This is a genomic window from uncultured Polaribacter sp. (assembly GCF_947501385.1).
Classification (GTDB): Bacteria; Bacteroidota; Bacteroidia; order Flavobacteriales; family Flavobacteriaceae; genus Polaribacter.
The window spans coordinates 99,909-125,405 of sequence record NZ_CANMVP010000005.1 but is presented as its reverse complement, the minus strand read 5'-3'; the positions used below and the strand labels follow the sequence as shown (position 1 = coordinate 125,405).

General features: G+C 31.9%; 28 protein-coding genes. 24 read left to right on the top strand and 4 right to left on the bottom strand.

Annotated features, from left to right (window positions below):
- Positions 1-3 precede the first annotated feature (3 nt).
- The 6 genes from Q0998_RS04870 (at position 4) to Q0998_RS04845 (ending at position 3,799) form a co-directional block, all read left to right on the top strand.
- Positions 4-564 carry a transposase gene (locus Q0998_RS04870; protein WP_299666999.1) on the top strand — a complete coding sequence of 187 codons (561 nt, stop codon included), beginning with the start codon at positions 4-6 and terminating at the stop codon, positions 562-564.
- A 55-nt stretch (positions 565-619) separates the two neighbouring features.
- Entirely contained in the window at positions 620-1,060 is a 441-nt protein-coding gene (locus tag Q0998_RS04865; protein ID WP_299666996.1) for a 3-hydroxyacyl-ACP dehydratase FabZ family protein, read from the top strand.
- Between the two features lie 112 nt (positions 1,061-1,172).
- Positions 1,173-2,447 carry a beta-ketoacyl synthase gene (locus Q0998_RS04860; RefSeq protein ID WP_299666993.1) on the top strand — a complete coding sequence of 425 codons (1,275 nt, stop codon included), beginning with the start codon at positions 1,173-1,175 and terminating at the stop codon, positions 2,445-2,447.
- A gap of 83 nt (positions 2,448-2,530) precedes the next feature.
- A complete protein-coding gene (locus Q0998_RS04855; RefSeq protein WP_299666990.1) occupies positions 2,531-2,782 on the top strand; it encodes an acyl carrier protein in 252 nt (83 codons plus the stop codon).
- Positions 2,782-3,348 (top strand): 4'-phosphopantetheinyl transferase superfamily protein, encoded by a 567-nt coding sequence (locus tag Q0998_RS04850; protein ID WP_299666987.1) that lies wholly within the window; start codon positions 2,782-2,784, stop codon positions 3,346-3,348. Before Q0998_RS04855 ends, Q0998_RS04850 begins: the two co-directional genes overlap by 1 nt.
- Positions 3,338-3,799, top strand: a complete 462-nt coding sequence (locus Q0998_RS04845) for a 3-oxoacyl-ACP synthase (RefSeq protein ID WP_299666984.1) — start codon at positions 3,338-3,340, stop codon at positions 3,797-3,799. Before Q0998_RS04850 ends, Q0998_RS04845 begins: the two co-directional genes overlap by 11 nt.
- On the opposite strand, the gene Q0998_RS04840 is transcribed toward Q0998_RS04845, so the two are convergent.
- Both Q0998_RS04840 and Q0998_RS04835 read right to left on the bottom strand, forming a co-directional pair.
- Entirely contained in the window at positions 3,786-4,985 is a 1,200-nt protein-coding gene (locus Q0998_RS04840; protein ID WP_299666980.1) for an NAD(P)-dependent oxidoreductase, read from the bottom strand. The genes Q0998_RS04845 and Q0998_RS04840 overlap by 14 nt on opposite strands.
- A gap of 32 nt (positions 4,986-5,017) precedes the next feature.
- Entirely contained in the window at positions 5,018-5,980 is a 963-nt protein-coding gene (locus Q0998_RS04835; RefSeq protein ID WP_299667171.1) for an ABC transporter ATP-binding protein, read from the bottom strand.
- 396 nt (positions 5,981-6,376) lie between these two features.
- On the opposite strand from Q0998_RS04835, the gene Q0998_RS04830 reads away from it, so the two are divergent.
- Positions 6,377-7,414 carry an NAD(P)/FAD-dependent oxidoreductase gene (locus tag Q0998_RS04830; RefSeq protein WP_299666978.1) on the top strand — a complete coding sequence of 346 codons (1,038 nt, stop codon included), beginning with the start codon at positions 6,377-6,379 and terminating at the stop codon, positions 7,412-7,414.
- A gap of 93 nt (positions 7,415-7,507) precedes the next feature.
- Here the strand turns inward: Q0998_RS04830 and Q0998_RS04825 are convergent, their stop codons facing one another.
- On the bottom strand, positions 7,508-9,583 hold the full coding sequence (locus Q0998_RS04825; protein ID WP_299666977.1) for a M13 family metallopeptidase: 2,076 nt from the start codon (positions 9,581-9,583) through the stop codon (positions 7,508-7,510).
- A gap of 64 nt (positions 9,584-9,647) precedes the next feature.
- Positions 9,648-11,810, bottom strand: coding sequence for a prolyl oligopeptidase family serine peptidase (locus Q0998_RS04820; RefSeq protein WP_299666974.1), 2,163 nt, complete (start codon positions 11,808-11,810; stop codon positions 9,648-9,650).
- 171 nt (positions 11,811-11,981) lie between these two features.
- Here Q0998_RS04820 and trxA point away from each other — a divergent pair, with 171 nt between their 5' ends.
- The 17 genes from trxA (at position 11,982) to atpA (ending at position 25,438) form a co-directional block, all read left to right on the top strand.
- The gene (gene trxA, locus Q0998_RS04815; RefSeq protein WP_299666972.1) at positions 11,982-12,341 is read left to right on the top strand and encodes a thioredoxin; all 360 of its coding nucleotides are present in this window, start codon (positions 11,982-11,984) and stop codon (positions 12,339-12,341) included.
- Between the two features lie 319 nt (positions 12,342-12,660).
- Complete coding sequence (locus Q0998_RS04810; protein WP_299666971.1) at positions 12,661-12,999, top strand: helix-turn-helix transcriptional regulator; 339 nt, start codon at positions 12,661-12,663, stop codon at positions 12,997-12,999.
- 1 nt (position 13,000) lies between these two features.
- Positions 13,001-13,648 (top strand): hypothetical protein, encoded by a 648-nt coding sequence (locus Q0998_RS04805; RefSeq protein ID WP_299666970.1) that lies wholly within the window; start codon positions 13,001-13,003, stop codon positions 13,646-13,648.
- A 1-nt stretch (position 13,649) separates the two neighbouring features.
- Positions 13,650-14,066, top strand: a complete 417-nt coding sequence (locus tag Q0998_RS04800) for a hypothetical protein (protein ID WP_299666968.1) — start codon at positions 13,650-13,652, stop codon at positions 14,064-14,066.
- Positions 14,067-14,331: 265 nt separating this feature from the next.
- Positions 14,332-15,030 carry a hypothetical protein gene (locus Q0998_RS04795; protein ID WP_299666965.1) on the top strand — a complete coding sequence of 233 codons (699 nt, stop codon included), beginning with the start codon at positions 14,332-14,334 and terminating at the stop codon, positions 15,028-15,030.
- Between the two features lie 118 nt (positions 15,031-15,148).
- A complete protein-coding gene (locus Q0998_RS04790) occupies positions 15,149-16,615 on the top strand; it encodes a DUF5687 family protein (RefSeq protein ID WP_299666962.1) in 1,467 nt (488 codons plus the stop codon).
- Between the two features lie 22 nt (positions 16,616-16,637).
- Complete coding sequence (locus tag Q0998_RS04785) at positions 16,638-17,333, top strand: ABC transporter ATP-binding protein (RefSeq protein ID WP_299666961.1); 696 nt, start codon at positions 16,638-16,640, stop codon at positions 17,331-17,333.
- A gap of 53 nt (positions 17,334-17,386) precedes the next feature.
- Positions 17,387-17,569: a hypothetical protein gene (locus Q0998_RS04780; RefSeq protein WP_299666959.1), complete on the top strand. Its 183-nt coding sequence runs from the start codon at positions 17,387-17,389 to the stop codon at positions 17,567-17,569.
- Between the two features lie 447 nt (positions 17,570-18,016).
- The gene (locus Q0998_RS04775) at positions 18,017-20,248 is read left to right on the top strand and encodes a tetratricopeptide repeat protein (RefSeq protein ID WP_299666956.1); all 2,232 of its coding nucleotides are present in this window, start codon (positions 18,017-18,019) and stop codon (positions 20,246-20,248) included.
- 2 nt (positions 20,249-20,250) lie between these two features.
- Positions 20,251-20,670 carry a polymer-forming cytoskeletal protein gene (locus Q0998_RS04770; RefSeq protein WP_299666954.1) on the top strand — a complete coding sequence of 140 codons (420 nt, stop codon included), beginning with the start codon at positions 20,251-20,253 and terminating at the stop codon, positions 20,668-20,670.
- Positions 20,636-20,854, top strand: a complete 219-nt coding sequence (locus Q0998_RS04765) for an AtpZ/AtpI family protein (RefSeq protein WP_299666951.1) — start codon at positions 20,636-20,638, stop codon at positions 20,852-20,854. Before Q0998_RS04770 ends, Q0998_RS04765 begins: the two co-directional genes overlap by 35 nt.
- Entirely contained in the window at positions 20,847-21,236 is a 390-nt protein-coding gene (locus Q0998_RS19380; protein WP_366943599.1) for a DUF6168 family protein, read from the top strand. Before Q0998_RS04765 ends, Q0998_RS19380 begins: the two co-directional genes overlap by 8 nt.
- 80 nt (positions 21,237-21,316) lie before the next feature.
- A complete protein-coding gene (gene atpB / locus Q0998_RS04760) occupies positions 21,317-22,453 on the top strand; it encodes a F0F1 ATP synthase subunit A (RefSeq protein WP_299666949.1) in 1,137 nt (378 codons plus the stop codon).
- Between the two features lie 35 nt (positions 22,454-22,488).
- On the top strand, positions 22,489-22,677 hold the full coding sequence (gene atpE / locus Q0998_RS04755; RefSeq protein ID WP_027076586.1) for an ATP synthase F0 subunit C: 189 nt from the start codon (positions 22,489-22,491) through the stop codon (positions 22,675-22,677).
- A 97-nt stretch (positions 22,678-22,774) separates the two neighbouring features.
- Complete coding sequence (locus Q0998_RS04750; protein ID WP_299666944.1) at positions 22,775-23,275, top strand: F0F1 ATP synthase subunit B; 501 nt, start codon at positions 22,775-22,777, stop codon at positions 23,273-23,275.
- Between the two features lie 6 nt (positions 23,276-23,281).
- A complete protein-coding gene (gene atpH / locus Q0998_RS04745) occupies positions 23,282-23,839 on the top strand; it encodes an ATP synthase F1 subunit delta (protein WP_299666941.1) in 558 nt (185 codons plus the stop codon).
- Between the two features lie 21 nt (positions 23,840-23,860).
- Positions 23,861-25,438 (top strand): F0F1 ATP synthase subunit alpha, encoded by a 1,578-nt coding sequence (gene atpA, locus Q0998_RS04740; RefSeq protein WP_299666939.1) that lies wholly within the window; start codon positions 23,861-23,863, stop codon positions 25,436-25,438.
- The last annotated feature ends 59 nt before the right edge of the window (positions 25,439-25,497 follow it).

The window sequence follows — 25,497 nt, the reverse complement described above, 5'->3', positions numbered from 1 at the left end:
AAAATGAAATATGAAGTATTAGTAGAAGATTCTTTTTACCATATTTATAACTGTGGAAACAATAAAGAAGATATTTTTATTGAAGGACAGAATTATCTATATTTTTTAAAATTAGTAAAAAAACACCTCACAAAAACTTCTGATATTTTAGTATATTGCTTATTAAGAAATCATTTTCATTTCATTATTAGAACAAAAGAGGGAGTTTTATCCAGAGAAATATCTCAATCATTTTCTAATCTTTTTAATGCCTATTCAAAAAGCATCAATAAAAAATACGGAAGAAGTGGAAGTTTATTTAAAGATCGCTTTTCAAGAATTAAGTTGGATAGTGAAGCATATCTAAAAAATTTGGTTTTGTATATTCACTTAAATCCAACGCATCATAATTTTATTGATGATTTTAGAAATTATAAATACTCTTCATATCATTCAATTTTATCAGATAAATCTACAGATTTGTTAAGAGAGTTTGTTATTGCTCTTTTTGATGATAAACAAAACTTTATTGACGCCCATAAAATTAAAGAAGTATCTATTTTAGAATCTATAACTTTAGAGTAATAAGAAAGACCTCACAGGTTTCTAAAACCTGTGAGGTCTGGTTAAGAAAGCAAAAATGAAACAAGAAGAAATCATAAAGCATTTGCCGTATCAAAAACCATTTTTGTTTGTGGATAAACTCACAAAAATTTCAGAAAACGGAGTTACAGGAAATTACACATATAAAGAAAATGAATTTTTTTATCAGGGTCATTTTAAAGATAATCCGATAACGCCAGGAGTAATTTTAACGGAAACAATGGCACAAATTGGCGTTGTTTGTTTAGGTGTTTTTTTATTAAAAAAAGAAATTTCATTAGATAAAAAGCCACAAATTGCATTAACTTCCAATCAGGTTGATTTCTTTTTACCAGTTTTACCAAACGAAAAAGTAACCGTAATTTCAGAAAAGACGTATTTTAGATTTCACAAACTAAAATGCAACGTTAAAATGTTGAATGCTAATAATGAACTGGTTTGTAGGGGAACTATTTCCGGAATGATAAAACCAATATAGACCTCACAGGTTTTTAAAACCTGTGAGGTCTGAAAAAATTACAAGTAAACAAACTATTTTTAAACTGTGAAATCTGTGTTTAAAAAAAGATACTGAAATAAGTTCAGCATATATGAAAAATAGAGTCGTAATTACAGGTTTAGGAGTTGTTGCACCAAATGGTGTTGGGTTAAAAGACTTTACAAAAGCCATAAAATCTGGAACCTCAGGAATTACCTTTTATCAGAATTTAAAAGACAAAGGATTTTCTTGTTGTATTGGCGGAATTCCACCAATTTCCGAAGAAAAAAAACGCGAGTATTTAACGCCTTTACAGCTGCGCGGCTTCAATAGTACATCTATTTTATATGGCTGTATGGCAGGAATGGATGCTTGGAAAGATGCTGGTTTTTCTGTGGATGAAAATTCGAATTTAGACTATGATTCAGGGTTGATTTTCGGAACTGGAACATCGGGAATTGAGAAATTTAGAGAAGCTATTTACCAAATTGATGAGCAAAAAGTAAGACGTTTAGGAAGTACTTCTGTGGTACAAACCATGGCAAGTGGCATTTCTGCATATTTGGGCGGAATTTTAGGCTTAGGAAATCAAGTGACAACAAATTCATCTGCTTGTACAACTGGAACAGAGGCCTTATTAATGGGTTTTGAACGTATTAAAAACGGAAAAGCAAAACGAATGTTGGTGGGTAGTTCTAGCGATAGCAGTTTGTATACTTGGGGCGGATTTGATGCCATGCGCGTAATGTCTTACAAGCATAATGAATCTCCAGAAAAAGGCTCTAGACCCATGAGTGAAACTGCTTCTGGATTTGTGCCAGGAAGTGGCGCAGGAGCGCTCGTTTTAGAATCGTTAGAAAGTGCTTTAGAAAGAAAAGCAACCATTTACGCAGAGGTCTTAGGTGGTAATATCAATTCTGGCGGACAAAGAAACGGCGGCACTTTGACTGCACCAAATGCAGAAGCTGTTCAGAAATGCATAACGGATGCCTTGTTAGATTCAGAAATTTCTTCCAATGAAATTGATGCGATTAATGGTCATTTAACGGCAACTTCAAAAGACGCGTTAGAAATCGAAAATTGGACAAAAGCATTGCAAAGAAAAGGAGCAGATTTCCCTTATATAAATTCACTAAAATCTATGGTTGGGCATTGCTTGGCTGCTGCTGGAGCAATAGAATCTGTAGCTTCTGTTTTACAGATTAAAGAACAATTTTTGTTTCCGAATATAAACTGTGAAGACATTCATCCAGAAATTTCAGATTTTATTTCTGAGGATAAAATCCCTACTAAAATGCTTAAAACAGACATTCATATTTTAGCAAAAGCAAGTTTTGGTTTTGGTGATGTAAATGCTTGTGTTATCTTTAAAAAATATTCAGAATAAAATACTAATTAACGTCAGTTCGAGCGGAGTCGAGAACTAATAAAACGTTTCGACTCCGCTCAACGTGACAAATATATAGATTCATGACAAAAGAAGAAATCATAAAAAAGCTTACAAAAATTGTAAAGCCGTATGTTCAAAATGAAGAGGCCTTTAAAAATCTGAACGAAGACACAGACTTTATAAACGATTTAGAAATAAACTCAGCAAATTTAGTAGACATTGTGTTAGATGTCGAAGACGAATTCAACATAGAAATTGACAATGATTCTATGGAAAAAATGTTGTCTGTAAAAGCTGTTGTTATCATTATTCAAGAGAAACAAGCTGCATAATGATTGGGAATGATATTGTTGATTTAACACTTGCGAAAACCCAAAGTAATTGGCAACGCAAAGGTTTTTTAGAGAAACAGTTCACCCAAAAAGAGCAAGAAATCATTTTAAAATCAGATGCTTCTTTTTTATGTGTTTGGCTATTTTGGAGCATGAAAGAAGCCGCCTACAAATGTTATACACAAAAGCATTTAAAACGCTTTTTTGCGCCTCAAAAATTTGAATGTACTTTAGTCTCTAAAGATGAAGGAGTTGTAACTTTTGAGAATCATCAGTTTTATACAACAACGTTTTTTAGTTCATCTTATGTATCTACAATTGCTCAGAAATCTCAAGAAAATGTTCCTTTTTTCTCAGTGATAGGATCTCCAAAAACAGTTGATAAAGACATAAAGTTAAAGCTTTCTGAAGTAACAGGATTTGTATCCGAACAAATAACACAGCAGAAATCTACTATTGGAGCGCCTTTGTATTATCACAAAGAAAAACTACTCACCAAGTCTTGCTCAATTTCTCACCATGGAAATTATGGAGCTTTTGCTTTTATATTAGAAAATGAATCTTAAAGAGGAACTTTTTATTCAATGTGAAATGTTTGTAAATAAGCGGTTACAAACAGTAGAAGAAATTATTGCATCCAATCAAAAAGCATTGCAATCTGAAACGAAAAGTTCTGCAGGTGACAAGCATGAAACCGGACGTGCCATGTTGCAATTAGAAATGGAAAAAGCGAGTCAGCAATTGGCAGGAATTTCTCAAATGAAAGAGGTTTTAGCAAAAATTGATTTTACCAATACAGGAACTTCAACAGTTAAAAATGCGCATTTAGGAAGTGTCATCTTTACAGAAAAAGCACATTACTTTTTAAGTATTTCTGCAGGACAACTAACAGTTGCAGGCAAGCAGTATTTTGCAGTTTCAGCTGCTTCTCCTATTGGAAAATTATTGTTAGGGAAACAAGAGAATGAAATATTTAGTTTTAATGGAAATTCAATAAAAATTCTTAAGATTCAATAATTTTCTCATTTAGATGCTTCGCAAGAGAAGCTCCCATACTTGCACAAGCTTGTAATAAATAGCCACCAGTTGGTGCATCCCAATCTAACATTTCACCAATACAGTATTGAGTTTTTAATTTTTTGAGCTCAAAGTTCTCATCAACAGCTTGTAAAGAAATACCACCAACAGTAGAAATTGCTTCGTCTAAATTCGCCGTTTCTATAATTTCTAAAGGAAAGTTTTTGATGTACTTCACCAATAACTCTTCATTTAAAAACTGCTCTTTTGTCAAGTAATTTTTTAGCAAACCAATTTGTACTTCACTTAATTTTAGTTCTTTTTTTAGAATTTCTGTAGTGTTTCTAAAGTTAGATTGTTTTATTTTATTTTGAAGAATTTCTTCGCTAAAAATAGGTTTTAAGTCCATATAAATTTTAGCTTTATGATGCGATTCTAACTCTTTTCTAATTTCTGGACTTAAGGCATAAATAGCATTTCCTTCGATACCAAAATTTGTGATGACAACTTCGCCTTTTTGTTCTTTATTTCTACAACTAATAGCGATGTTTTTTAACGGACTTCCTTCAAATTTTTCTATAAATAGATGTTTCCAGTCGATACCAAAAGCACAATTAGAAACCTGAAAAGGAGTTGTTAAAACTTTCTGGTTGTTAAAGGTGTTTAACCAGCTTCCGTCTGAGCCTGTTACCTTCCAGCTTGCGCCACCCAATGAAAAAATGGTATAATCTGATTTTATTTCAAAATGATTGTTAAAAAGAAGTTGTTTTTCAGTAGTCCAGCCCAACCAAGTATGATTGTACTTTATACAAACTTCTTTCTTTTTTAGAACAGCCAGCATTGCGTTTAAAACTTCAATAGGTTTTATACCTTTTTCTGGGTAGACACGTTTACTACTTCCTATAAATGTTTTAATTCCGATTGCGTTTAACCAATTTTGAAATTGAAGATTGTCAAAATTTACGAATGCTTTTTTTAGAAATTTAGAAGGTGTATAACGCTCAATAAATGCTGTTATATTTTCTGAATGTGTCAAATTAAAGCCTCCTTTTCCTGCGACTAAAAACTTTCTTCCTACTGTTTTATTTTTTTCGTAAATAGTAATATCGAATTTTTGGTGATCTAAAAAAGCGGCCACAAACAATGCCGAAGCTCCACCACCAATAATTGATACTTTTTTTTTCATAAATTAAAATTATTCTTTCTTTTAAAAGGAATTTACTTCAAAGAAGCATTCTCAAATAAGAGGTTTATTTGTGTATTTTCTTTGAGGTTCTGTTGATGATTAAAAAATACTTTTTGCTCTTTAAAATCAGCTTCAATTAACCAATAAGCACCTTTGAAGTAAGAGTTAATTACTGTTACTTTATTCTCTAGTACTGAACTCGTTTCTGAAACTGAATTTTTAGCTATTTTTATTTGATGTGGATATAATAAAACAGTTTTTCCATCAATAGTAATTTCGTTTACATCATCAAACAAAGCTGCTATATATTTCTCTTTTGGATTGTTGTAAATTTCTTTTGGAGAATTATTTGCAATGATTTTTTTATTACGAATTACAATTAATTTATCAGCAAAAGAAAGTGCATCATTTTTATCATGTGTAGCAACCATACACGCGATATTTTTTTCTTTTAAATAGGTAAATAACTTTCTTCTTAAAGAGTTTTTTTTAAAATTATCAATCTGTCCAAAAGGTTCATCTAACAATAATAACTCGGGTGCTTTTGCTAAAGCTCTAGCAATGGCTACACGTTGTTTTTGTCCGCCACTTAGATTTTTTACCTTGGTGTTTTCAAAAGCGGTCATTTCTATGACTTCTAATAATTCTTGCATTCGTTTTTCACTTTCTTCAGGATAAAAACGAGATAAGAATTTTTTAATATTTTCCGCTACAGAAATATAAGGCATTAAATCGAAATCTTGTGCAACGTATTTAAAAAAATCCATTCCAGGAACTAAATGAAACTCGGGACCTAAAACTTGATTTTCTTTCCAGAAAATAGTTCCTTTTTTTAAATCTAACAAACCATAAATGGCTTTTAAAAGTGTCGATTTTCCGCAACCGCTTTCTCCCATTACGCACAAATGTTCTCCTTCATTTAATATGAAGTTAAAATTGTGTAGCACAGTTTTATTTTTAGAATATCCGAAAGAAATATTTTGGACTTGTAGCATTCCACAAAAATAGGGATTCTTGTGAATTAAAAATATCTTTCCCATATCTTAAAAATCTGAATTTTTTTCGATATAAAACATTCTATAAAGGGTTTGAATCCCGTTTTGAGCTTTGAAGGGTCTGAAATGTTCCCTTTTTGTAAATTTAAATTATTTGTCTTTTAGGTTTGCAATTTGCGTTAAGGATTGAATGGCATGTTTGAGCTCTTGCGCTTTTTTGCGCAAAGCGAGTAATGAAAGCCTGACCCTTGTGGTAACGCCCAAACAATAATAAAAACAACACTTTTACACTAGGATTTTAATTTTTATTTGATCATCATTTTATTGTCGAACTAATTCTCTAATACAAGGTTATAGCTTTTAAATAGTTTAGCTTTGTCGCTGCAATAAAGACTCATGAAGGATTATATAATTATTGGAGCTGGTCAATCTGGCTTAGCAATTGCGTATTACTTATATCAAAAGAAAGCGAATTACCTAATAGTTGATGCGAACTCAGAAACAGGTGCTCCTTGGTTAAAAAGATGGGATTCTTTAAAACTATTTACGCCTTCTGAATTTAATAATCTTCCTGGGATGGATTTTCCTCATGAAAAGGGGCATTATGCAGATAAGTATGAAGTGGCAAAATATTTAAAATCTTATGTTTCTAAATTTAAGATTCCTATTGAATTTAATCACAAAATAAAAGCTCTGAAAAAAGAAAATGGTGTTTTTAAGTTAGAAAGTGATCGTAAGAAGTTTGAAGCAAAAAATGTGATTATTGCCACGGGGCCATTTCACAAACCTTTTACCCCAAGTTGCCACACAAAAATATCAAAAGAGATTATACAGATTCATAGTGAATATTACAAAAGTCCCGATCAGTTACAAAAAGGACCAATATTGGCTGTTGGTGCTGGAGATTCTGGAGTTCAGATATTGAATGAAATTTCAAAAACAGGGAAACTTGTTTATTTTTCAGGGAACACAAACATCACCTCAATTCCGCAAGAAATATTAGGAAAAACATTGTGGTGGTGGTTTCGTAAAACAGGATTTTTAACCGTACATAAATATTCTTGGATTGGTCATAAACTAAGTAAAGGTGGGCAACCAGTTATTGGAACAAACGCAAAAGAAATATTTAAAAAGAAAAATGTGACTTGTGTTGGTAGAACGGTGGATGCCAGCGATCAAACCATTATTTTTGAAAAGCAAAAGAATACCGATATTAAAAATATTGTTTGGGCTACAGGATTTAAACCTAATTTTAATTGGATTGAAGGTGTTGAATTAGATGAAAGTCATTACCCGAAAAACTATAGAGGTGTAAGTGCTATTGAAGGACTTTATTTTTTAGGGCTTCCTTGGTTGTATACACGAGGTTCTGCTACTTTAGGGGGCGTTAAAAGAGATGCTAAGTATTTGAGTAATTATTTTTCTAAAAATTAAAAACCGACACTTTCGCATCGGTTTTAATTTAAAAATATGATTTTTATTATAGAACTCCTCACAAAGAGAATCCTACAAAAAAGGTCTGTGTACTTACCAGATTCTAACTCTTTCTTCTGGTTTTAAGTACATTTTATCTGCTTCTTTAACATCAAAAGCTTTGTAAAAAGCATCTACGTTTTTTAAAGGCATATATGCTCTGTACATTCCAGGTGAATGTGTATTTGTCATAATTAAGTTTTTTAATGCTTCATCACGCATTTTGGTTCTCCAAATGGTTCCCCAAGAAAGGAAAAAACGTTGTTCTGGCGTATAACCATCTATTTCTCCTGGTCTTCCATTCTTGTTTAAAAAGATTTGTAAACCTTCGTAAGCTGCTTGTACACCTCCTAAATCGCCAATATTTTCTCCTAACGTATATTCACCATTTAAATGCATACTATCAATTGCAATAATATCGCTGTATTGTTTTACCAATTTCTTACCAATAACGCCGAATTTTTCGGAATCTTCATCCGTCCACCAGTTTTTAAGATTTCCATCGCCATCAAAACGAGCTCCAGAATCATCGAAACTATGAGAAATTTCATGACCAATCACCGCTCCAATTCCGCCATAATTTACAGCTTCATCTGCTTTATAATCGTAAAAAGGCGGTTGTAAAATTGCTGCTGGAAAAACGATTTCATTATTTACAGGATTAAAGTAAGCATTTACTGTTTGTGGAGACATTCCCCATTCTGTTCTGTCTACTTCTTTCCCTAATTTAGCCATATTTTTGTCATAGTTCCATTTGGTAACATTAATAGCGTTTTCAAAATAAGAACCTCCATTTTCTAAGCCTTTTACATCTAACTCAGCATAATCTTTCCAAACATCTGGATAGGCAATTTTTACCGTTAATTTATGCAATTTTTCTAATGCTTTTTCTTTGGTAACTTCACTCATCCAAGGCAATTGTGCAATTCTAGCTTCAAAACCAAGCATTACGTTGTCTATCATTTCTTCTGCTTTCGCTTTTGCCTCTGGTGGAAACATTTTTTCTACATACAATTTCCCTAAAGCTTCACCAATTGCGCCATTTAAGTTTCCTAATGCACGTTCATCTCTAGCACGTTGTTTTTTGGCACCACGCATTTCTTTAGAGTAAAATTCCCAATTTGCAGTTTCTAAATCTGTAGATAAAGAACCCAAAGAACTGTTGATGGTATTCCAACGTAATAATAATTTGATATCTTCTACAGAGCGCTTCTGAAAAACGGTACTCATTGCTTTAAAATAGCCAGGGTCTGTAACAATAACTCTGTCTAAATCAGCAACACCAATTCCTGTTAAATGCGCTTTCCAATCAATTGCAGGAGCCAATTCTGAAAGTTCAGCAACAGACATTGGATTGTACATTTTACGAGTATCTCTTCTTTCTTCTTTGGTCATCATTGGTGCTGCCAGACTTTTCTCGAACGCAACAATTGTAGCAGCGTTCTTTTTTGCCGTTGCTGCATCATCACCAAATTCTTGAAACATTTTTGCTACAAACTCTTGATACTTTGCGAGTTTATCAGCAACTTTTTCATCCACATAATAATCTCTTGATAAACCAAGTGAACCACCACCTAAATAACCAGCATATTCGCTACTGTTTTTTAAATCGTTGTAAACACCAAAACCGTAAAAACCGCCACCACCGTAAGGCGCCATGTTAGTAATGTAGTTTTCTACATCTTTTTTGGTTTTTATTTCATCAACTTTTGCTAAAAAAGGCATTACAGGCGCTTTTCCTTGTTTGTTTCTAGCAACCGTATCCATTATGGTTTGGTAATAGTTTACTGCTTTTTCTTGATCTGAATCAATTTCATTTCCTTGTGCATCTTTTACTTTCGGGAAATCTCTTTCTTCAATTGCTTGATTTAAAATAACCAATACATCTGCATCTGTTTTTTTTCGGAGTTGCGCAAAACCACCCCAAGAAGTTCGATCATCAGGAATTTCAGTTTTATCGAGCCAAGTTCCGTTTACGTGTCTAAAGAAATCATCTGTTGGTTTTACGGAAGTATCCATATTTTCTAAAACGATACCTGCAGATCTTTCTTCTTTTTTATCATCATTACAAGCTACAAATGCCAAAGAAGCAATTGCAGTTGTAAAAAGGACTTTTTTAATTTTTTTCATATATGATGTGTTTGATTATTGAAATATTAGTTACAAGATATTAAAATTGTTACATTTTTTAACGTTAAGGTTTTATTTTACTTTTTGGCGGATTTGGTAATTGCTCAAAACCCATGTTAAATAAGGTAAAACCAAAAATATCTGCATATTGTTCAATGGTTTTGGCAACAGGAGTTCCTGCACCATGACCAGCATTGGTTTCTATTCGTATTAAAACAGGATGCTCTCCACTTTGTTTTTCTTGTAATTCTGCTGCAAATTTAAAACTATGTGCGGGTACAACTCGATCGTCATGATCTCCTGTGGTTACTAAAGTTGCAGGATATTCTGTATTATTTTTTACATTATGAACCGGCGAATATCCTTTTAAGTACTCAAACATTTCTTTACTGTCATTTGCCGTTCCATAATCATAGGCCCAACCAGCTCCAGCTGTAAATGTGTGATAACGTAACATGTCTAAAACACCAACTGCAGGCAGCGCCACTTGCATTAAATCTGGTCTTTGTGTCATCGTTGCGCCAACTAGTAATCCGCCATTAGAACCGCCACGAATGGCTAAAAATTCTTTCGAAGTATATTTCTTGTCAATTAAATATTCTGCAGCTGCAATAAAATCATCAAACACATTTTGCTTTTTTAATTGTGTGCCTGCATCGTGCCATTTTTTTCCATACTCACCTCCACCACGTAAATTAGGCACTGCATAAATACCACCTTGTTCCATCCAAATGGCATTGGTGATACTAAAACTTGGTGTTAAACTCACATTAAATCCTCCATAACCATATAAAATAGTTGGATTTTTTCCATTTAATTCAATTCCTTTTTTGTGTGTAATAATCATTGGAATTTTTGTGCCGTCTTTTGAAGTATAAAAAACTTGTTCACTTGTATAATCATCTGCATTAAAGTTTATGGCAGATTTTCTATACAAATCGTACGTTCCGCTTTCAGGAATAAACTTGTAGATTGAGCTTGGCGTATTGTAGTTCGTAAAAGAAAAATAGAGCTCTTCTGCATCTGTTTTTCCACCAAAACCTCCTGCAGAACCAACACCTGGTAGTTTTACTTCACGAATTAAATTTCCATCAAAATCGTATTGCATTACTTTAGAAACAGCATCAACCATGTAATTGGTGAAGAAATATCCGCCACCAGTTGAAGGATTTAATACATTTTCTGTTTCTGAAATAAAATCTACCCAATTTTCTGATGTTGGGTTTTTAGCATCAACAGTAACTACTTTTTTATTCGGTGCGTTTAAATTTGTAACAATATATAGTTTGCTTCCACGAGTGTCTATCACATAAGAATCGCTATCAAAATTATTGATTATTGGAATTAATGTTGCGTTTTTTGCTTCTAAATCTTTAATAAATAATTTATTTCCAGAAGTTGATGTCGATGCTGTTACAACCAAATATCTGTTATCTTCAGTAACATATCCACCAACGTAACGATGTTTTTCATCTGCTTTTTCGCCAAAAATTATGGTATCATCTTTTTGAGAGGTACCTAATTTATGGTAATATAATTTATGCTGATCTGTTTTTGCAGACAATTCACTTCCTTCTGGCTTGTCGTAACTGGAATAGAAAAATCCATCATTATTTAACCAAGAAATTCCAGAAAACTTTACGTCAATTAAGGTATCTTCTTTAATTTCTTTAGATTCGGCATCCATAATAATTATTTTTCGCCAGTCAGAGCCTCCTTTAGAAATAGCATATGCTGTAATTTTTCCGTTTTCAGAAAAAGATAACGAACCCAAAGAAGTTGTTGCATCTTCTGAGAATGTATTAGGGTCTAAAAAAACCTCTTCCTCTCCATCTTCACCTTTTTTTCTGTAATACACAGATTGATTTTGCAAACCGTCATTTTTAGAAAAATAAATGTAATTGCCTTCTTTAAAAGGGGAGCCAATTTTTTCGTAGTTCCATAATTCCGTTAATCTGTCTTTAATTTGTTCGCGATAGGGGATTTTACTCAAATAATCGAATGTAACTTCGTTTTCTGCTTTTACCCAATTTTCGGTTTCCTCACTTTTATCATCTTCTAACCAACGATAATTGTCAACTACTTCTTCACCAAAATAATTATCTGTAACTGGGTTTTTTGCTGTTTTTGGATATTTCACTTCAATATTTCTTTTTTTGATTTCTTCTTTGCAAGAAACAAAAATTGCACTTGCAAAAACAACGAGTGTGAGAAATTTATTTTTCATAAGTATTTGGATTTGATTACTCTCAAAATTAACAGTTATCTATCACATTTAGAGTATTTTAAAGATTTTTAACACTTCAGAACTTTTAAATACTCACTTTTTGTAATCATATAAGCTTTATAACGACTAATTTGGGAGTAAAAACGTTTATAAAAATTAGAAATTATAAAGATGACAGAAAACTTAACAAAAGCAGCCTTTTTAGAAAAGGTGTTTAATTTTGAAGAAAATAAAGAGTGGAAATTTGAAGGAAAAAGACCCGCATTGATAGATTTTTATGCAGATTGGTGTGGCCCTTGTAAAATGATTGCACCAGTTTTAGAACAACTTTCTGGAGAATATGGCGATAAACTAGACATTTATAAAATTGATACGGAAGCTGAGCAAGAATTAGCTGCAGCTTTCGGAATTAGAAGCATCCCTTCGATGTTGTTTTGTCCTGCAGAAGGAGCACCACAAATGGCAAATGGCGCGTTGCCAAAAGCAGATTTAGAACGCATGATTGCAGATGTTTTAAAAGTGACAAAATAAAGCCTTTCCTAACCTTCCCAAAGGGAAGGAACTCATACTCTTTATGATTGTGAAGAAGTATGATGTGGTAATCTTATTGATATAAATAAAATCAACAAAAAACCTGAAAATGAACTTTTCAGGTTTTTTTATAGAAAAAAATGATACATAAGTATTTGATGCATTAGAAAATTATGTATATTTGTAATTAGGAATACTTTTTTTTAAGTTTTAAAAAACTTATAAATACATCACGCTGAAAAAGCCTGACACTCGAAGTGGCAGTGAAAACAGTTTGACGAATAAGCAAATAAACAGTTACACGATTACACATCAGGAAATGGGAAATCAGAAATTATACAAAGGTTCTTTACAAACCATTATTTTAAAGTTATTAGAAAGTAACGATAAAATGTATGGGTATGAAATTACTCAAAAAGTAAAAGAACTCACCAAAGGCGAATTACAAATTACAGAAGGTGCTTTGTATCCTGCATTGCACAAATTAGAGGCAGATGGTTTGTTAGATGTTGAGGTTGCGAAAGTAGGCAACAGACTTAGAAAGTACTACAAATTAACGGAAAGTGGCACCAAAGAAACTGCCAATAAGTTGTTAGAAATGCAAGAGTTTTTAAAGACGATGCAACGTTTGGTAAATCCTAAATTTAGTTTGGAGTAATATGGAATTAACAAAACAACAAATTCAGAGCATAGAACATTACTTAAATGTAAAAAATATTACATACATAGATGTTCGTTTTGAGATTTTAGATCACATAGTTTCTGATATAGAAGAAATAATAAATACTGAAAACAAAACTTTTAACAGTGCTTTAGAGGAAGTTAAACAGAAATGGAATCCGCAATTAAAGGAAACTTCTAGTATGTATTTTGGTTTAGGCTTTACTGCTCCAAAAATGATTATTGTTAAAGCTAAAAAAATATACACAAAATACTATCTGATACTTTTAACTTCCTATTTTTTACCTTTATTAGTATTGACTCATTTTGATTTTACCATTCAAAATCCTTCAGAAGATTTTCTATTTCTAATTAGTAAAATATTTATCGTTTTATGTATAATCGCATTTTTAGTAATGTTTTTAAAGAAAGAAAATAAAGTTGAAACAACTTATGGTTTTATTTTAAAAACACAAGGTTTGGGATTATTTGTTGGTTTATTTACGGTTTTGATTTTCATGACCAAACCAAAAGAATTAAATGGAATTAACATTGGTTTGTTTTGCACATTTGCGTTTTCAACGTATAGTTATTTCCATTTTTACAAAAAACATCAATATGCTATAAAAAAGTTTAAAGCTCTTTAAGATGATAGAACTAACTAAAGAACAACTTTTACAAATAGACAACTATATGTATGTTTGTGGCATTCAATATTATGATGTTCGAACAGAAATTGTTGATCATTTTGCAAATATTTTAGAGCAAAAGCTAGCTAAAAACCCAGATTTAAATTTTAAAAGAGAAATAGAAAACATCCACAGAAATTTTAGTGATAGAGGTTTTAGTAAATTACTAAAAGAGAAAACGAAATCTGTTCAAAAAAAGTTTTACAAAGCATCTTTTAAGCATTTTATTACTTTTTTTAAGTTGCCGAAAATTAAAATTTCAGTAGGTTTATTTTATGGTTTGTATGTTTTAATGAATTGGTTTGTAGTCAAAGATGATTTCTTTGGCTTAAATGAGTTACTTAATCTTTGCAGTAGTTATGGTGCTGCTTTTTAGTTTTTTTATCAAAAGAAAGAAAAAAGAAATATTTCTAAAAACAGATATGAATCATACTTTTTTCCTATTTGTAAATTTTTCATCAACTTATTTTGCGAATGCAACCACATTTAGGAGTGATGAAAGCTTTCTAAATCCAATTCATAACAATATTCATTATAATTGTTTTTATACTTTTAATTTTGTCATTTTGGTCTTGTAATTCTGTATTTAATCAAAATAAAAAGGAAGTTCAAAAACAATATCCGAATATAATTGTATAGATATGAAACTAACAAACTCTCAAATAGACCAACTCTACAAATTCACTAGAAAACATTATGTAGAACATTATGATGTGCAAACAGAATTGGTAGATCATTTGGCCAATAATATTGAAGAAATTTGGGTGGCACAGCCACAGTTGTCATTCCAAGATGCGCGAGACAGATCCTTTAAAAAGTTTGGTGTTTTTGGTTTTATGAGTGTTGTGGAAGCCAAACAAAAAAATTTGAGTAAAAAGTGTGGCAAAATTTTATGGAGTTTTTTAAAAGAATGGTTTTCCTTGCCTAAACTAATTTTAACTTTTCTAATTTTCTTCATTTTTTATACATTATTAGATGTTAAAATAAATAAAGTTGTTTTTCTAGCAATAATGCTAGGTTTAGCAATATGTGATGTTTTTTTAGCGCGAAGACTTATTAAAAAAGCAAGTAAAAGATTCAAAGTAAAAGGCAGAAAATATTTATTAGAAGATCTAATTTTTAGAACAGGTTCTTTCAACTCAATTATTATTTTTTCTAACTTTTTTCACCTGTCAAATTTTTCTGACAATATAATATCCATCTATGCAAAAATTTTGTTTGCAAGCTTAATTACTTTGGCAATTATCTTTTCTTATGTAACATTAGTAGTGATTCCACAAAAAGCAGAAGAATTGCTACAAGAAACATATCCTGAATATAAAATTGTAAAAAACCTGTAACAAAATGATTAATTCTGATACTAATTAATTAAATCAACAATTATAATAAAAACTCCATAATTTTTCCCTTTGGGAAAATGTCCAAAGGACAAATGGGACAAACTAACTTACCAAACTTATGATTTCACGTTTTTTTAATTTAGAATGGAAACAATATTTCCGTTCTTCTCATTGGCAAAAAGGAATTGCTCTAAAAATAGTTATGGTCATTTTCGCCCTCTATTTTATCGGTATTTTTTTAGCAATTGGTGTTGGAGGCTATTTTATTTTAAAGAAAGAATACCCAGAATCTGATCCTTTACAATTGGTAAACTCTTATTTGCTTTTTGCCATTTTAGGAGATCTAATTTTTAGATATTTGATGCAGAAGTTGCCCATAATGAATATCAAACCACTGCTTATTTTACCCATTAAAAAAAGCAAATTGGTGCATTATGTGTTGGCAAAATCGTCGGCTTCTTTCTTTAATATTTTAGGACTGTTTTTCTACATTCCTTTTGCCATTGTTTTAATAAAAGAAGGCTATAACACTACGGGTGTTTTAGGCTGGTTATTTGCTATTATTCTAATTATTCAGTCTGCAAATTTCTTAAACTTTTTAATCAATAAAAATAATGTTGCCTTGGTGATCATCGTGGCAATTTTAGGGACCTTGATTGGTTTGCAAAAATTTGATATTTATGACGTTACTGCTTTTGGAGGTCAGATATTTGATGGCATTTATGCAAATCCCATCTATTCTTTCATTGGTGTTGCTATTTTAGCGGTTTTATACCATCTAAATTACAAGCAATTAAGAAACTTGGTGTATTTAGACGAAGCTGTTTCGCAAAAAGTAGAAGAGGCAAAATCTGCAGACTTGTCTTTTGCAAACAAGTTGGGTGATGTGGCGCCGTTTATTAAAAATGACATTCGTTTAATTTGGAGAAATAAAAGAACAAAAACCGTTTTTTTAATGTCTTTCTTATTTCTTTTTTATGGCTTAATTTTCTTCACTCAAAAAACATATAAAGAAATGCCAGCAATGTTAATGTTTGCCTCTTTATTTATTACGGGTGGTTTTGCATTAAATTATGGTCAGTTTATTCCTGCTTGGGACAGCGCACATTACAAAATGTTAATGAGTCAGAGTTTTAAATACAGAAAATTCTTAGAATCTAAATGGATTTTAATGGTGGTAATGACTTCATTCCTATACGTATTAAGTTTCCCCTATTTATATTTCGGTTTAGATATTTTTTTAATGATTACGGCTGGCGCGATATTCAATGTTGGTTTTAACTCACTTTTTTTATTGTATGCAGGTTCTTTCAATAGAAAGAGAATAGATTTAAACAAAGGTGGTTTTGGAAACACACAAGGTACCAGCGCCACACAGTTTATTATTATCATTCCAATCATGGGAATCCCCATGTTGTTATTTTGGTTATTCGATACATATGTTGGCGGCAATGCTGGGTATATAGTGGTTGCTTCTATAGGAATTATTAGCCTTCTTTGTAAAAAATATGTGATGAATTATATAGAGAAAAAATACATACGAGATAAATATTTGATGATTAACGCTTTCGGAAAAGAAGCATAATTTCAACTTAACAAAAAACACAATGATTACAATAGATACCATATCAAAAAAATACGGAAAAGCAGAAGTTTTAAATGTACCATCGATAGTAATACCCAAAGGACAAAGTTTTGGATTGGTTGGGAATAACGGCGCAGGAAAAACAACACTATTCAACATTCTTTTAGATTTAATTAGACCAACAACTGGCGCAATTACCAACCATGATATTGTGGTGAATTCAAGCGAAGAATGGAAAAATTTTACAGGCTCTTTTATAGACGAATCTTTTCTAATTACCTACTTAACGCCTGAAGAATATTTCGATTTTATTGGCGATTTAAGAGGTATGAACAAAGCAGACGTAAAGAAATTCTTAGCGCAGTTTGATGAGTTTTTTAATGATGAAATTGTTGGGAAGAAAAAATACTTACGAGATTTAAGCAAAGGAAATCAGAAAAAAGCAGGAATTGTTGCCGCATTAATGGGAAATCCGCAAGTGGTTATCTTAGATGAACCGTTTGCAAATTTAGATCCAACAACACAAATCAGGCTAAAACAAATTATAAAAAAACTGACAGAGAACAGAGAAATTACGGTGTTAGTTTCTAGTCACGATTTAACGCACGTAACCGAAGTTTGCGAAAGAATTGTAGTTTTAGACAAAGGAAATGTGGTAAAAGACACAGAAACATCAGCAGAAACTTTAAAAGAATTAGAAAGCTATTTTGCACTGTAGATAATTATTATTGTTTTAAATTGTTGAAAAATTAAATAAATAAGAAAAGTATTATGAAAGCTAAAGAAAATGAATTTCTTATTGATACGCTTATTTTCAAATATCAATCGTTATCAAAAAAAGAAAAATCAATTATTAATTTATGCTTAGGTATGTATTTACTATTTATTTTAATTGGAAATTTTTATAGTGGTGGAAAAGTTTTAGGTGAATTTTTGTATATTATAAATCACTAAAAAAAATTATAAAATAGCTCAATGTCAGTTTGAGACCCGAGAAAAATTTTTATCAAGCGGTTGGAATGACGTAATGTCTCCTCGAGCATTACTGAAATGAAAATACATTTTCATTGAAAGTAGCTAGCGAAGCTATCGAGAGGTTTTAATGAGGTCTCGACTGCGCTCGACCAGACATATATTAATAATTTGTAAAACAGCAACTTACAAGCTAGGTCAATGGTAGCGGAGCCGAGAACAATTGGTTTACTGAAAAATAATTAATTATAAACCATATCAATGTTAGTAATCCCTATTTTTTCACCGGAATTATATCGAGAACTTATTCAAAATAAAGAAACAAATAGTTCCTACATTTTAGACTATTCTTTAAATATTACTATTTTTACACTCTTATGTATACTATTTTCAGAAGAATATAGTTGTAGATAAGAGTTTTTTCAATTTATGAAACACATCAAAAAAATACTTTTTTTCACCCTTCTTTTTGGAGCCATGTATGCTTGTAGCACAAAAAAGGACACTGTTATCAATAGAAATTATCACGCGCTCACCTCTAAATATAATATTTTATTTAACGGTGAAGAAGCTTTTGAAAAAGGTTTGCAAGGGATAAGAGATAGTTATAAAGACGATTGGTTTCAACAATTAATTATAGAACCCATCGAATTTGATGATCGTAAAATTGTAGCACCAACTTTTAAAAATAACGGTCCAGGTGCTGGTTTTGGCAGAACAGAAAAAGAAGATGCAGAAGAAAAACCGCAAGGCCCTTTTGATAAAGCCGAAGAGAAAGCCGTAAAAGCAATTCAAAAACACGGGATGAATATTGACGGTTTAGAACGAAACCGTCAAATAGACGATGCGTATTTATTGTTAGGAAAAGCTCGTTATTATTCGCAGCGTTTTGTGCCTGCGGTAGAAGCTTTTAATTATGTAATAGCCAATTACCCAGATGCAAATTTAATTGCAGAAACCAAAGTTTGGAGAGCCAAAGCAAATATTAGAATGAATAATGAAGAGTTTGCGATAGAATCGATGAAGCTCTTGTTGGTGGTAAAAGACACGTTAGAAGCTGACTTGTCTGATGAAATTAAAGAAAAAGGACACACTGCTTTGGCAATGGCGTATATGCAAGCAGATAGTTTACAAAAAGTAAAAAAACACCTAAAATTAGCAACAAGAACCCAAGAAAACAGGTCTCAAGCAGCAAGAAATATGTTTGTATTAGGGCAAATTTATGCTCAAGAAAATAAGAAAGATTCTGCAGCAATTGTTTTTAATAGATTAAGTCAATTTAAAAAAGCACCGTATAAATATAGAATCCATTCAATCATTGAATTGGCTAAGAATTCGCCTAATGATTCTGTTTCATCAACAGTTTTAGAAAGGTTGAGAAAACTTATCAAAAATAGAGAAAACAGACCTTATTTAGATGAATTGTATTTTCAAGTAGGACTTATTCATCAAAAATATGACAGTATAGACCTTGCAAAAGAATTCTATAACAAATCTTTAAGAGCCGAAAACGGAATCGACAAACAAAAAAGTTTCACTTATGAAAACTTAGGAAATTTATATTTTAAAGATTCAGAATATCTATTGGCAAGTAGCTATTATGACAGTGTTTTAAATGTTTCTGCAAATGATACCTTAGACCTAAGAGTTCGAAGAGTAAAAAGAAAATATAAAAATTTAGCTTCTTTAATTAAGTTTGAAAACGTAGTTGCTACAAACGATAGCATTGTTAGAATTGCTTCTTTATCGAAACCAGCACAAGAAGAATACTTTCAAAATTATATTGATAATTTAAAAAAGAACGACGAAGCAGCTGCACAATTAAGGTTGAATCAGATTGCTTTTGGTGGTGTTTCTGGCAATTCTTTACAATCTGTAAATAAGGGAAAATGGTATTTCTACAATTCGCAAACATTAGGTTTTGGTAAAACAGAGTTCCAGAAAATCTGGGGAAATAGAAAATTGGAAGACAATTGGCGTTGGTCTTCTAGTGTTATTTTTGGTGGAACAGCGATAGATTCTGTAGCAACCATTCAAAAAGATGTACGCTATGATTTGGCTAGTTATTTAGCAACCATTCCTACAGAAAAACAAAAAATAGACACTTTAAAAATGGATAGGAATCAGGCTTTGTATGAGTTGGGTTTAATTTATAAAGAGCAATTTAAAGATCCGAAATTAGCCATACAAAGGTTAGAGAGAGTTTCCACTTTAAACCCCAGAAAAGAACTTATTTTGCCTATAAACTGGCATTTATACCAAGTTTATAAAGATTTAAATGAGATGGAAACTGCCGAAAAATATAAAAATGTAATTCTTACACAGTATCCAAATACAGCTTTTGCTCAAATGATAAAGAATCCAGAGGAAAAATTTGAAGAAGATGTCAAAGTAAGTGAAGTAGAAAAATCATATAAAAAATTATATTATTTATATAAAAAAGGAGAGTATAGAAATGTTTTAATTGGCATTAATGATATGCTACCAAGCCTTACAAACTCTAAATTAAAGCCTAAGTTCGAGCTTTTAAAAGCGTACGCAATTGGTAAATATTTAGACAAAGAAATTTATAAAGACGCATTAGAGTTTGTGGCTATTAACTATGGAAATTCAGAAGAAGGTAAGAAAGCGAAAGAAATCTTAAAACAATTAAACAAATAAGCATGTTTAACAGTAAAGAGAAAAATCAAGAAAAAGTAAATACCAGAACTATGGAAAGAAATGTAATTGCAAAAAACTCAACTTTTGTTGGAGATATCAAATCTGATGGAGATTTTCGAATAGACGGTTTCTTAGAAGGAACCTTAAAAACAGCAGGCAGAGTTATCATTGGTACAGAAGGTTCTATAAAAGGAACCGTAGAAGCTACAAATGCAGATATAGAAGGTACATTTTCTGGTCAGCTAACGGTAGCCAAAACTTTAACCATAAAAGGCACTGCAGATATTTCTGGTGATGTTACTATTGGTAAACTTTCTATAGAACCAGGCGCAACTTTTAATGCAACTTGCGCAATGAAAGGCGCTGTAAAAGAATTAAATACCGAAAATGAAGCAGAAAAACCCTCAGAAAAAACCGCTTAATAAAGCGTTACAACTCTCTGGAGCAGGCTTACAAATGGGTTTGACCATTTATTTAGGCTTTCTTTTGGGAGCATGGTTAGATAAAAAATTCGAATTGACCTTTTTAACAGAAACCATCACATTGTTAGCCATATTTTTAGCCATGTACTCATTGATAAAACAAGCCAATAAAATTAATGAATAAAGCGCTATTTCGTTACATACTAGTTTTTGTTGGGTTGTTTTTAGTTGGCTTTTATACACATCAGTTTTTATTAGCATATTTAGAGCTTAAAGTTTCTTTTTCTCTTGAGAAAATCTACCTCTTTCACGCCTTCTTTTCAGGGTTAATTTGTGTGAATCTAAGAGTAGTTTCTACTGTTGATAAACTTTTTCCACAACTAGGTTTCATCTATTTAAGTACCTTGGTTGTCAAGCTAATTCTATTCGTAATATTTTTCTACAACCCGCTATTTACTATAGATTCCTTTAGTTTAGCAGAAAAAACTTCGTTAGTGTTTCCACTCTTCATTTTTTTGTTAACAGAAGCAATTTTTGTGTTGAAAATACTCAACCAAAAAGAATAAAAAATTATTCAATAAAAAATGGTTTGTAGTTTTGATTTATTGCGTACCTTTGCGCGGAATTTAGAAAGCGTATTTTTACAATGAAGATTGCACAAAAAACAATCAAGTTTCTTACAATAACAGCCATAGCCCTTTTTACAACGGCTAGTTTTGCAGTAAACTCTGATCAAAAACACGACACTGAAAACGACGGCGGACGTGTAAATACGAAAAATGAAGTAGATGCATATATTCTACATCACATTAAAGATTCTCACGATTTTTCTTTATGGTCTTACACCAATGATGCAGGAGAAAGAAAACACGTCGGTTTTCCGCTACCAATCATTATTTGGACAACAGAAGGTTTGGTGACTTTTATGTCTTCAGAATTTCATCATAATGACGATGGTCATGTAATTGTTGAAAAGAAAGGCTTAAAATTTGCAAAAATTCATTCTAAAATCTACGAATTAGATCAAGAAGCCACTACGGTTTCTTTTGATGCAGACCATCATGCAACAAACGCGCATAAAGTTTTAGATTTTTCAATAACTAAAAGTGTTTTTGGGATCATATTAATAGGTTTATTATTGTTATTCTGGTTTTCTAGATTGGCAAAGCAATACAAAACAAAGCAAGTGCCAACTGGTTTTGCTAGAGTTTTAGAGCCTTTGGTTTTATATGTTCGTGATGAAATTGCGAGACCAAATATTGGTGATAAACATTACAGAAGATTTACAGGATATTTATTAACGGTCTTTTTCTTTATTTGGGTATTAAACTTAGCGGGTTTAACACCTTTAGGATTTAATGTTACAGGTCAATTAGCAGTTACAGCTTGTTTGGCAATCTTTACATTAATAATTTATAGTGCAAGTGGTACAAAAGGATATTGGATGCACATGTTGTGGATGCCAGGAGTTCCAATTTTAATTCGCCCAATTTTAGCAATTATAGAATTGGCTGGAGCTTTAATTATTAAGCCATTTTCATTATTAGTACGTTTGTTCGCAAACATTTCAGCAGGTCATATTGTGGTAATGAGTCTAATTGCAATTATGTTTACACTAAAAGAATCTTTAGGGGTTGTTGGTGCAACAGGATTGTCTTTCGTGTTATCATTTTTTATATTATTAATTGAGGTTTTAGTTGCTTTTTTACAAGCGTATATCTTTACAATGCTTTCCGCATTATTTATTGGTATGGCGGTAGATGATCATGCTGAGGCTCATTAATGCAAATTGTTTAATTAACATAAAATACATTTATTATGTACAACATGATTGGAGCAGGATTAATCGTAATCGGCGCAGGAATTGGATTAGGTCAAATTGGTGGAAAAGCAATGGAAGGTATTGCTCGTCAGCCAGAAGCGACAGGAAAAATTCAAACAGCAATGATTATTATCGCTGCATTATTAGAAGGTTTAGCATTTGGTGCATTGTTCTTAGGAAAATAATCCAAACAAAAACAACAAAACACCATTCTGTAACGGTTGGTTACAGAAGGTGTTTTTATGAAACAAAAAAGAAAAAAATATATAATTAGTTTATAAAATGGAAACTTTATTAAACGATTTTTCACCAGGGTTATTTGCAGTCTCTACAATTTTACTATTAGCTTTAATTGCTTTAATGGTAAAGTTTGCTTGGAAACCAATTTTAAATTCTCTTGAAGAAAGAGAATCTGGAATAGAAAATGCATTGGCAGCTGCAGAAAATGCACGTAAAGAAATGCAAAATTTACAAGCAGACAACCAAAGGTTAATTAAAGAAGCAAGAGCAGAAAGAGATGCCCTAATGAAAGAAGCAAGAGATATTAGCAATAATATTATTTCAGAAGCTAAAGAAGGGGCTAAAGAAGTTACTGCCGTTTTAATAGAAAAAGCACAAGCTTCTATTATTCAAGAAAAACAAGCCGCTTTAGCCGAAATAAAAAAGAACGTTGCAGAATTATCTATAGGTATTGCAGAAACTGTTATTAGAAAAGAATTATCTAACAAAGAAGACCAACTTAAATTAGTTGAAGAAATCTTAAAAGATGTTACTTTAAATTAAGTAGAAATGAAAGACGCAAGAGCAGCATTACGTTACGCCAAAGCAATATTAAATCTTGCAACAGATTCTAATTCAGAAACTGCAGTAAATGATGATATGTCATTCATTGCCGCTACAATTGCTGAGAATGCTGAATTAGAGGTGATGTTAAGAAGTCCTATTGTGAAAGCTTCCGACAAAATGAATGTCTTAAACGCCCTGTTTGACGGGAAGGTAAATAACATTACATTAGGCTTATTTCATTTGTTACAAGACAACAAAAGAATTGCAATGTTAGAGTCTATTTCTAAAAAATATGCAATTGTTTTTGATCATTTAAAAAGTACACAAGTAGCAAAAGTTACTACCGCTGTTCCTTTAACAAAAGAAGTAGAAGCACAAGTTCTAAATAAAATTATTGCTTTAACAGGCGAAAAAGCAAATTTAGAAAACGTTATAAATCCAGCTATTTTAGGTGGTTTTATCTTACGTGTTGGAGATGTACAATATGATGCAAGTATCTCTAACTATTTAAACGAATTGAAAAAGGAATTTGACAATAGTCATTACATTCCAAAAATTTAATTATACATCAAATCATAAAAGATGGCAAGTATTAAACCAGCTGAAGTATCAGCAATTTTAAAACAACAATTAACAAATTTCGAAGCAAAAGCTACTTTAAACGAAGTGGGAACTGTTTTACAAGTAGGAGATGGTATTGCTCGTGTGTACGGTCTTTCTAATGTTCAATATGGTGAATTGGTCGAATTCGAAAACGGATTAGAAGGTATCGTATTAAACTTAGAAGAAGACAATGCAGGTGTTGTATTGTTAGGAGCTTCTACTTCTATTAAAGAAGGTTCTACAGTAAAACGTACAGAACGTATTGCTTCTTTAAGAGCAGGTGAAGGAATTGTAGGAAGAGTTGTAGATACTTTAGGAAGTCCAATTGATGGTAAAGGTCCTATTACTGGAGTTACTTATGAAATGCCACTAGAGCGAAGAGCTCCAGGGGTTATTTATAGAGAGCCTGTAACAGAACCATTACAGACTGGTATTAAATCTATTGATGCGATGATTCCTGTAGGAAGAGGTCAGCGTGAGTTGATTATTGGAGACCGTCAAACAGGGAAGTCTACAGTTGCTTTAGATACTATTTTAAATCAGAAAGAATTTTACGATGCTGGTGAGCCAGTATATTGTATTTATGTTGCGATCGGTCAGAAAGCTTCTACAGTTGCAGCAATTGCAAATATGTTAGAAGAAAAAGGAGCAATGGCCTATACTACAATTGTAGCTGCAAATGCATCAGATCCTGCAGCAATGCAAGTTTATGCACCATTTGCCGGAGCTGCAATTGGAGAGTTTTTTAGAGATACGGGTAGACCTGCTTTAATTGTTTTTGATGACTTATCAAAACAAGCTGTTGCATACCGTGAGATTTCTTTATTATTAAGAAGACCTCCAGGACGTGAGGCTTATCCTGGTGATGTATTTTATTTACACTCAAGATTATTAGAAAGAGCTGCAAAAGTAATCAATGATGACAAGATTGCAAGTGAAATGAACGATTTACCAGATTCTTTAACAGCAATTGTAAAAGGTGGAGGTTCTTTAACAGCATTACCAATTATTGAAACACAAGCAGGAGATGTATCAGCATACATACCTACCAACGTAATTTCAATTACAGATGGTCAAATTTTCTTAGATGGAGATTTATTTAACTCTGGTGTTCGTCCAGCAATTAACGTAGGTATTTCTGTATCTCGTGTGGGTGGTAACGCTCAGATTAAAGCGATGAAGAAAGTATCTGGTACTTTAAAATTAGATCAAGCACAGTATCGTGAATTAGAAGCGTTTGCTAAGTTTGGTTCAGATTTAGATGCCGCTACAATGAGTGTAATTTCTAAAGGACAACGTAATGTTGAAATTTTAAAACAAGCTCAAAATGATCCTTTTTCCGTAGAAGATCAAATTGCAATCATTTATGCAGGTTCTAAGAACTTATTAAAAGATGTTCCTGTAAACCAAGTAAAGAAATTCGAGAAAGATTATATCGATTACTTAAATGCAAAACATAGAGATACTTTAGACGTATTAAAGTCAGGAAAATTAACAGCCGAAGCTACGGGTGTTTTAGAAGCTGCAGCTAAAGAAATTTCAAAGCATTTTGCTTAACATATAGTTGTCGTTCCCGTGCTTGTTTTGAACTTGTTTCAGTAAACACGGGAATTTCA